Raw genomic sequence first — 234 nt, forward strand, 5'->3', positions numbered from 1 at the left:
TTGGGCGGACGCCGGGGCAGATCATTGGGCACGGCCAGGGTTTCCACCGTGGCGGCAGGGCGGCCGAGGAAGGTGCGCACGGCCTGGCGGACATTGGCCGTCGAAAACTCGCCGCGCCGGGGCAGATGCTCGCTTTTGCCGCAGATTTCCACCGCAATGCCGCGGGCCTGGGCCAGGGCGCGGATCTCGGTTTCAGCACCGGTTCCAGTTCCTCTGACGATGAGCACCTTTTGG

At 67.5% G+C, this 234-nt stretch carries 1 pseudogene; it reads right to left on the bottom strand.

The features are described 5' to 3' along the window. Positions 1 to 234 (bottom strand): annotated as a pseudogene (locus DVDV_RS21760) (indolepyruvate ferredoxin oxidoreductase subunit alpha); the annotation flags it as partial.

Origin of the sequence: Desulfovibrio sp. DV, from assembly GCF_001936595.1 — a bacterium.
Lineage (GTDB): Bacteria > Desulfobacterota > Desulfovibrionia > Desulfovibrionales > Desulfovibrionaceae > Solidesulfovibrio.